The following is an 8,124-nucleotide window of genomic DNA, read 5'->3' as shown; positions in this document are numbered from 1 at the left end:
GGCGCGGGCGGTGCTGGCGGGATCGTTCAGCTGCCGCGCCGCATCGATCAGCGCCCAGAGCCGCCCGGCGGCGGCGATCTGCTCGGCGGGCAGCAGCCCCGGCCCCAGCAGCTCTGCCGCGGCCGCAAACAGCGCCGCCCCGCGCGCTTCGGCATGGAGGGCAAGCCCCGCCTCGTCGAGGGCCGGCCCGTCCAGCAGCGCTTCCCAGCCATCGATCAGCGGCAGCAGCCGGCCGGGCACGACCGCCGGATCGGCGGCCAGCGCCTGCAGCAGCGGCTCGGCCGGGGCCGGCGCGCTGCCCAGCCCGTCCAGTGCCTGATGCCACCAGGTCAGCCGCATCTGGCCGATCGCCGGTTGGGTGGTGGTGGCGACGATCCCCGCCAGCCGCTCGTCCAGCTGCCACAGCAGCGCGAGCGTGCCCCGCCGGGCGGCGGGCACATAGGCCAGCGCCAGCAGGCGTTCGGGATCGGCAATTTGCGGAGCCAAAGGGCAAAATCCTGTTAACCAAGCCTGTTAGCCCATGCTTAGCCGCCGGCACGCATAACCGGCAACAGGGTCGCCGCATGATCCGGGCAGAAGCAGAGTCATGGCCGCACCAGACACTCTTTATAGGTCGAGCGCCGGGTTCCTCGCACGGTTTCGCGCAAATCGGGCCGGCAACACCATGGCGATCATCGCTGCGGGCATGTTCCCGCTCGCCGGGTTTGCCGGGGCTGCGATCGACATGGCACGGCTGTATGTCGTGCGCACCCGCCTGCAACAGGCCTGCGACGCCGGCGTGCTTGCGGGGCGCAAGTTCATGACCGGCGGCACGCTCGACTCCACATCGCGTGAGCGCGCGCAGCAGTTTTTCCGCAACAACTTCACCTCGGGCTGGTTCCGCACCACCAATGTGGTGTTCACGCCCGCCGACACCGGCGACGGACAGGTGCGCGGCACGGCATCGGTGTCGGTGCCGATGGCGGTGATGGGCATGTTCGGCTTCCGCGCGCGTGCGCTCAACGTGTCGTGCGAGGCGCGGTTCGACGTGCCCGATGCCGACATCATGTTCGTGCTCGACACCACCGGCTCGATGGCCTGCACCCCGGCGCGCAGCACGTCGAGCTGCCAGAGCTATGCCGGTTCGGTCACCGCCGTTCAGGTCGGCAATGTCTGGGCGGTGCCGGAAGAAAGCGGCTCGCGCATCGCCGGGCTGAAGCTCGCGGTGCTCGATTTCTACGACACCGTCGCCAATGCCAAGGATCCGTCGACCCGCATCCGCTACGGCTTTGTGCCCTATACCTCGACCGTGAATGTCGGGCGGCTGCTGCCGTCCAGCTACATGGTCACCGACACCTGGACCTACCAGTCGCGGCGGATGAACGGCGAACAGACGACCGGTTCCTGGACCACAGGCCCGTCGATCGCGCGCATGGCACAGGCCGATTGCACGGCCTACCGACTGCGCAGCCCGGCAACCGGCTATCCGGCAACGTTGACCTATGGCCATAGCTGGAGTTCGGCGACGGGCAGCAATGCCCCCGGCGTCTGTTCGACCCGGCAGCAGAGCCTGACGCCGATCTGGCGCTATGAACCGGTCGATCACGACATCTCGGGCTATGTGCAGGGCAACGCCGTGCCCGATCCGACCAAGCTGGGCGTCACCTCGCCGGTCTGGGCGGGCTGCATCGAGGAACGGCAGACGAGCGCGCTCACGACCTTCGGCGATCCGCTGCCCGCCGATCTCGACATCGATCTGATCCCCAGCTCACGCGCGACGCGCTGGCGGCCGATGTGGCCCCAGGTCATGTACAACCGCAGCAACAACGCGCCACAGGACCGGACCGACACCTCGGCCGATGGCAGCCTGGACTGGCGCGCGACCACGGCCAACAATCGCGGCGGTTTCAACACCTGCGTCAAGCAGGCGCAGCGGCTGGCCGAGCTGACCCGGACCGACGTGTCCAACTATGTCAACGCCAGCGATTTCACCCCGCATGGCGGCACCTATCATGATGTCGGCATGATCTGGGGCGCGCGCTTCCTGTCGCCCACCGGCCCGTTCGCGGCCGACACCGCCGCGCGCGTCAATGGCGATCCGCCCAACCGCCATCTGATCTTCATGACCGATGGCGACATGGCGCCGAACTTGGACATTTACGGCCTTTACGGCTATGAGCGCCGCGACCAGCGGGTGCTGGGCGGCGCGGCGTCGAGCGAGCTGACTGACCGCCACAATGCCCGGTTCAGCGCGATCTGCGAGGCCGCCAAGTCCAAGGGCATTACCGTCTGGGTCATCGCCTTTTCGCAGAGCATGACGACACGGCTTGAGCAGTGCGCGTCGCCGGGCAAGGCCTATTATGCCGCCAACACCACCCAGCTGCGCGATGCGTTCCGCGAAATCGCCTCGCTGATCGCCGAACTGAGGCTGACCAAGTGATGGCCCGGCCCATCCCCCATCCGCCCGCCCGCCGTCCGGCCGCGCCCCGGCGCGCCGATCATCTGGCCGCCGACCAGAACGGCTCGACGATCATGGAGTTTGCGCTGATCGCGCCGACGATGCTGCTGATGCTGCTGGGCGGGATGGATTTCGCCTATCGCTCCTATGTCACCTCGATCGTCGAGGGCGAGGTGCAGCGTTCGGGCCGCGATTCGACGATCCAGGGCGGTGCGGAAAGGGGCGGCGCGCTCGACAACCGCATCCGCCAGCAGGTCGGGACCGCGCTGCGCAACGCGACCGTGACGACCAGCCGCGAGTTTTATTCGACCTTCCTCGCCACCAAGCCCGAACGGTTTGTCGACAGCAACAACAATGGCCGCCGCGACGCCGGCGAATGCTATGACGACATCAACGGCAACAGCCAGTGGGATGCGCGCCCGGCCCGGTCCGGACAGGGCGGCGCAAAGGATGTGACCATCTACCGCGTCACCGTCACCTATCCGCGGCTGTTCCCGATCGGGCGGATGCTCGGCCTGTCGAACACCGAACAGATCGTCGTGCAGACGGCGCTCAAGAACCAGCCCTTTTCCGCCCAGTCGGTCGCACCGGTGGTCAATCGATGCACATGATCCGGTCCATGCTCCCGCGCCTCGCCGCGCGCCTGTCGGGCAATGCCCGCGGCGTCGCCTATATCGAGTTCGCCTTCAGCCTGCCGGCCTTTATGGGGCTGAGCATGTTCGGCATCGAAGCGGGCAATTACGCCCAGATGCAGATGCGCGTCAGCCAGATTGCGCTGGCGCTGGCCGACAACGCCTCGCGCGCGGGCAGCAGCAACCGCCAGACCAATCTGCAGGAGCTGCGCGAGGTCGATCTGAGCGACGTCCTCGAAGGGGTGCGCATCCAGGGGGCGTCGTTCCGCCTGCTGCAGAATGGCCGCGTCACCCTGTCGAGCGTCGAGGTCAATGCCTCGGGCGGGCAGACGATCAAATGGCAGCGCTGCCTCGGGGTGCGGCAGGGCGCGGGCTGGGATTCAAGCTATGGCCGGGCCGGCGACGGGGCCACCGGCAATGCCTTTACCGGCATGGGGCCAAGCGGCTCGCGCGTCACAGCACCACCGGGATCGGCGGTGATGTTCGTGGAAATCAACTATCAGTATCAGCCGCTGCTCGGCGGCTGGCTGATCGGGCGGCCGCGCATCCACTATATCGCATCATTCGTGGTCCGCGACCGGCGCGACCTGAGCATCAATAACGGCACCGGCATCATCGATCCGACGCCAAGTGTCGGCAATGCGCGGCTGACCTGCGACAAACACACGGTCTGACCCGCGCCACGGTGCAAGCAGGGCCGCCCGGCATGCGCCGGGCGGCACAGGATCAGCGGTAGCAGACCCGCCGGACAGCCTCGACGACGCGCGCCGCGTCGACGATCGCCGCCTTTTCCAGATTGGCGGCATAGGGCAGCGGCACATCGGCATTGGTGACGCGCAGCACGGGGGCATCGAGATCGTCGAACCCGTCCTCCATCGCAATCGCGGCGATTTCGGACGCGATCGAACAGACCGGCCAGCCTTCCTCGACCACAACCAGCCGGTTGGTGCGCGCCAGACTTTCGAGCACCGTCTGCCGGTCGAGCGGGCGCAGCGTGCGCAGATCGACGATTTCGGCCTCGATCCCCTCGCCCGCCAGCTGCTCGGCGGCTTCCAGCGCGATGCCGACGCCGATCGAATAGCTGACGATGGTCACGTCGCGGCCCGGCCGCACGATCCGCGCCTTGCCGATCGGCAGCACAAAATCGTCGAGCCGGGGCACGTCGAAGCTGCGGCCATAGACCAGCTCGTTTTCAAGGAACACGACCGGATCCTCGCTGCGGATCGCCGCCTTGAGCAGCCCCTTGGCATCGGCCGCGTCATAAGGCGCGATCACCACCAGGCCGGGGACGCTGGCATACCAGGGTCCGTAATTTTGGCTGTGCTGCGCCGCCACGCGGCTGGCCGCGCCGTTCGGGCCGCGAAACACGATCGGGCAGCGCATCTGGCCGCCGGACATATAGTTGGTCTTGGCCGCCGAGTTGATGATGTGGTCGATCGCCTGCATGGCGAAGTTGAACGTCATGAACTCGACAATCGGGCGCAGCCCGCCCATCGCCGCGCCGGTGCCGATGCCGGCAAAGCCATATTCGGTGATCGGCGTGTCGATCACGCGGCGCGGCCCGAATTCGTCGAGCAGCCCCTGAGTGACCTTGTAGGCGCCCTGATATTCGGCGACCTCTTCGCCCATCACGAACACGCGTTCGTCGCGGCGCATTTCCTCGGCCATCGCATCGCGCAGCGCTTCGCGCACCGTGGTGCGGACCATTTCGGTGCCCGCCGGCACCTCGGCCGCGCGCGGTGCCGCCGGAGCTGCGACCGGGGCAGGCTTGGCAACCGGGGTCGGGGCCGGGGCCGGCGCGGGTGCAGGAGCCGGCGCAGCGACGGGTGCCGGAGCGGCGGCTTCGCCTTCCCCGGTCAGCGTGGCGATGACGGTGCCGACCTTCACATTGTCGGTGCCTTCGGCGACCAGAATCTCGGCGACGACGCCTTCGTCGACCGCCTCGAACTCCATCGTCGCCTTGTCGGTCTCGATCTCGGCCAGAATGTCGCCGGAGCGCACCGCATCGCCGGGCTTGACCAGCCAGCGGGCAAGGGTCCCTTCCTCCATGGTCGGGGACAGGGCCGGCATCTTCAGTTCAATCGCCATCAGTAGGTTTCCACCAGCACATCGGTGTGAAGCTCGGACAGGTCCGGCTCGGGCATGGTTTCGGCAAAATCGGCCGCTTCGCCGACGATGCGGCGAATGTCGCGGTCAATGTCCTTCAGTTCGACATCGGTGACGCCCAGCGCCGCCAGATCGCGCGCCGCCTGATCGATCGGGTCGGAGTTTTCCTTCACCGACTGCACCTCGTCACGGCTGCGATATTTGGCCGGATCGGACATGGAATGGCCGCGATAGCGATAGGTCTTCATCTCGAGGATGACCGGACCCTTGCCGCTGCGCACCCAGTCGAGCGCGACCTCGGCGGCACCGCGACAGGCGAGCACGTCCATCCCGTCGACCTGGATGCCGGGGATGCGGAAGCTTTCGCCGCGCCGGTAGAGCTGGTCTTCCGCCGAGGAGCGGTTGACGCTGGTGCCCATCGCATATTGGTTGTTCTCGATCACGAAGATGATCGGCAGCTTCCACAGCTCGGCCATGTTGAAGCTTTCATAGACCTGGCCCTGATTGGCCGCGCCATCGCCGAAATAGGCCATGCAGACGCCGCCATCGCCGGCATATTTATGCTTGAACGCCAGCCCCGCGCCCAGGCTGACCTGCGCGCCGACAATGCCGTGGCCGCCATAGAAACGGTGGTCGGTCGAGAACATGTGCATCGACCCGCCCTTGCCGCGCGAAATGCCGGCGGCGCGGCCGGTCAGCTCGGCCATGATGACCTTGGGATCGATGCCGTAAGCCAGCATATGGCCATGGTCACGGTAGCCGGTGATGACGCTGTCCAGCCCCGGCGTCAGCGCCGATTGCAGGCCGACGGCCACCGCTTCCTGACCGATATAGAGATGGCAGAAGCCGCCGATCAGCCCCAGCCCGTAAAGCTGGCCGGCCTTTTCCTCGAACCGGCGGATGAGCAGCATCTGGCGATACAGCTCAAGCAGTTCGTCCCGGCCGGGCTGATAGCGTTGCGGCTCGGGCGGACGCTCGCGGTTCGGGATGGCGGGCGGCGCGGCGGCTGCCTTGGGCTTTGCGGCTCTGGCCAAGATGATATCCCCTTCTGTCGAGGGCTGGAGAGAGGTTGGTGAGCGACGCCTATAGTCCGCCCGCAACCGGAATCGCAACGGCTGGATCGCCGGTCAGCGCCCGCCGGTCGTAGCGTCAGGCGCGTTCGGCGCGGCGGGCAGCTCGTCCATCGGAATGATGATTTCGTCGGGATGGACGAGGCCGAGTTCCTTGCGGATCAGTTCGTCGGCCATGTCGGGATTGGCCTTTTTCGGGTCGAGCAGCGCGACGCGGTTGGCGATGATCCGGCGCTGTTCCTCGACCCGCGCCAGCTCGGCCTCACGCGCGGCGAGCGCCCGGCGATAATCGCCAAGCGCCAGCACGCCATTGGGGCCGACCAGCGCATAGCCCCCGAAAAAACCGATCACGAGCAGCGCCGCCGCCGGACCGGCGACGGATCGGAGCAGGTGAAGGGCGTTGCGGGGACCAGCCATTAACCCGTTGAATCACAGCCGAGTCGGCGAATCAACCCGCTTTGTTGCGAAAAATCGCCGCCCCGGCATAGCGCGCCTGCATGCCCAGCTGCTCCTCGATGCGGATCAGCTGGTTGTATTTGGCCAGCCGGTCCGACCGGGCCAGGCTGCCGGTCTTGATCTGACCGCAATTGGTGGCGACCGCCAGGTCGGCGATGGTCGCATCCTCGGTCTCGCCCGAACGGTGCGACATCACCGCCGTATAGCCGGCGCGCTGCGCGGTCGACACCGCCTCCAGCGTCTCGGTGAGCGTGCCGATCTGGTTGACCTTGACCAGCAGCGAGTTGGCCAGCCCCCGGTCGATGCCGTCGCTCAGCCGGCGCGGATTGGTGACGAACAGATCGTCGCCGACCAGCTGCACGCGCCCGCCCAGCCGGTCGGTCAGGATCTTCCAGCCGTCATAATCTTCCTCGGCCATCCCGTCCTCGATCGAGCGGATCGGATAGCGGGCGCACAGATCGGCCAGATAATCGGCCATTTCGTCCGGCGACAGGCTGCGCCCTTCGCCGTCGAGCGCATAGCGGCCGTCGCGGAAAAACTCGGTCGCCGCGCAATCGAGCGCCAGCACCACATCCTCGCCGGGGCGATAGCCCGCGGTCTCGATCGACCGCATGATGAAATCGAGCGCATCGGCCGGCGAGGCGAGATTGGGGGCAAAGCCGCCCTCATCGCCCACCGCGGTCGCCAACCCCTTGTCGTGCAGCGCCTTTTTGAGCGTGTGGAAAATCTCCGCGCCCCAGCGCACCGCCTCGCCCAGGCTGTCCGCACCGACCGGCATGATCATGAATTCCTGGAAATCGATCGGGTTGTCGGCATGCGCGCCGCCATTGATGATGTTCATCATCGGCACCGGCAGCATGTTGGCCGCAACGCCGCCGACATAGCGGTAGAGCGGCAGGCCGCACGCCTCCGCCGCCGCGCGCGCGACCGCCAGGCTGACGCCCAGGATCGCATTGGCGCCCAGCCGGCCCTTATTCTCGGTGCCGTCGAGGGCGATCATCTCCGCGTCGATTTCGGCCTGATCCTCGGCATCGCGCCCGATCACCGCCTCGGCAATCTCGCCATTGACTGCGGCCACCGCCTGCTTGACGCCCTTGCCCAGCCAGCGCGCCTTGTTGCCGTCGCGCTTCTCGACCGCCTCGAACGCCCCCGTCGACGCGCCCGACGGCACGGCGGCACGGCCAAAGCTGCCATCTTCCAGCGTGACGTCGACCTCGACCGTCGGATTGCCGCGACTGTCGATGATCTGACGGCCATGAATGTCGATGATTGCGGTCATGGAAGGGTTTTCCTACATCTGGGACGTGACGGCGTTGCCCTATCGGCGCTGCCGCCGGAACGCAAATCCGGCCCGGGTGACGCGGAACCCGGTCGCCCGGCCGGCGGTTGATGCGAAACAGTTTTTTTCGCGGCAGAAGGAGGA

General features: G+C 67.1%; 8 protein-coding genes. 3 read left to right on the top strand and 5 right to left on the bottom strand.

Annotation, left to right across the window (positions count from 1 at the left end; translation table 11 throughout):
• A partial coding sequence (locus OPU66_RS08405; RefSeq protein ID WP_498553173.1) for a squalene/phytoene synthase family protein occupies positions 1-486 on the bottom strand: 486 nt, incomplete at its 3' end.
• A 178-nt stretch (positions 487-664) separates the two neighbouring features.
• Here OPU66_RS08405 and OPU66_RS08400 point away from each other — a divergent pair.
• From OPU66_RS08400 to OPU66_RS08390, 3 genes are read left to right on the top strand one after another with little or no spacing between them, the layout of a single operon-like run.
• Positions 665-2,419 carry a Tad domain-containing protein gene (locus OPU66_RS08400; protein ID WP_498553172.1) on the top strand — a complete coding sequence of 585 codons (1,755 nt, stop codon included), beginning with the start codon at positions 665-667 and terminating at the stop codon, positions 2,417-2,419.
• Positions 2,419-3,048, top strand: a complete 630-nt coding sequence (locus OPU66_RS08395; protein WP_498553171.1) for a TadE/TadG family type IV pilus assembly protein — start codon at positions 2,419-2,421, stop codon at positions 3,046-3,048. Before OPU66_RS08400 ends, OPU66_RS08395 begins: the two co-directional genes overlap by 1 nt.
• 8 nt (positions 3,049-3,056) lie before the next feature.
• Positions 3,057-3,743: a TadE/TadG family type IV pilus assembly protein gene (locus OPU66_RS08390; protein WP_498553170.1), complete on the top strand. Its 687-nt coding sequence runs from the start codon at positions 3,057-3,059 to the stop codon at positions 3,741-3,743.
• 52 nt (positions 3,744-3,795) lie between these two features.
• On the opposite strand, the gene OPU66_RS08385 is transcribed toward OPU66_RS08390, so the two are convergent.
• The 4 genes from OPU66_RS08385 to eno form a co-directional block, all read right to left on the bottom strand.
• Positions 3,796-5,157 carry a pyruvate dehydrogenase complex E1 component subunit beta gene (locus OPU66_RS08385; protein WP_498553169.1) on the bottom strand — a complete coding sequence of 454 codons (1,362 nt, stop codon included), beginning with the start codon at positions 5,155-5,157 and terminating at the stop codon, positions 3,796-3,798.
• Positions 5,157-6,209, bottom strand: coding sequence for a pyruvate dehydrogenase (acetyl-transferring) E1 component subunit alpha (gene pdhA / locus OPU66_RS08380; protein ID WP_498553168.1), 1,053 nt, complete (start codon positions 6,207-6,209; stop codon positions 5,157-5,159). Before pdhA ends, OPU66_RS08385 begins: the two co-directional genes overlap by 1 nt.
• Positions 6,210-6,302: 93 nt before the next feature.
• A complete protein-coding gene (locus OPU66_RS08375) occupies positions 6,303-6,662 on the bottom strand; it encodes an FtsB family cell division protein (protein ID WP_498553167.1) in 360 nt (119 codons plus the stop codon).
• 31 nt (positions 6,663-6,693) lie between these two features.
• Positions 6,694-7,980: a phosphopyruvate hydratase gene (gene eno, locus OPU66_RS08370; RefSeq protein WP_498553166.1), complete on the bottom strand. Its 1,287-nt coding sequence runs from the start codon at positions 7,978-7,980 to the stop codon at positions 6,694-6,696.
• Positions 7,981-8,124: the final 144 nt, after the last annotated feature.

It is taken from the genome of Sphingomonas sp. URJC2 (assembly GCF_059803575.1).
The sequence above is the reverse complement of the archived record's forward strand: the minus strand, read 5'-3'. Positions and strand labels throughout refer to the sequence as shown.

Excerpts from the sequence above, each read along its gene's own strand:
- OPU66_RS08400 (WP_498553172.1), top strand. The coding sequence starts at position 665 with ATGGCGATCATCGCTGCGGGCATGTTCCCGCTCGCCGGGTTTGCCGGG.
- OPU66_RS08395 (WP_498553171.1), top strand. The coding sequence starts at position 2,419 with ATGGCCCGGCCCATCCCCCATCCGCCCGCCCGCCGTCCGGCCGCGCCC.
- OPU66_RS08390 (WP_498553170.1), top strand. The coding sequence starts at position 3,057 with ATGCTCCCGCGCCTCGCCGCGCGCCTGTCGGGCAATGCCCGCGGCGTC.
- OPU66_RS08385 (WP_498553169.1), bottom strand. The coding sequence starts at position 5,157 with ATGGCGATTGAACTGAAGATGCCGGCCCTGTCCCCGACCATGGAGGAA.
- OPU66_RS08375 (WP_498553167.1), bottom strand. The coding sequence starts at position 6,662 with ATGGCTGGTCCCCGCAACGCCCTTCACCTGCTCCGATCCGTCGCCGGT.
- eno (WP_498553166.1), bottom strand. The coding sequence starts at position 7,980 with ATGACCGCAATCATCGACATTCATGGCCGTCAGATCATCGACAGTCGC.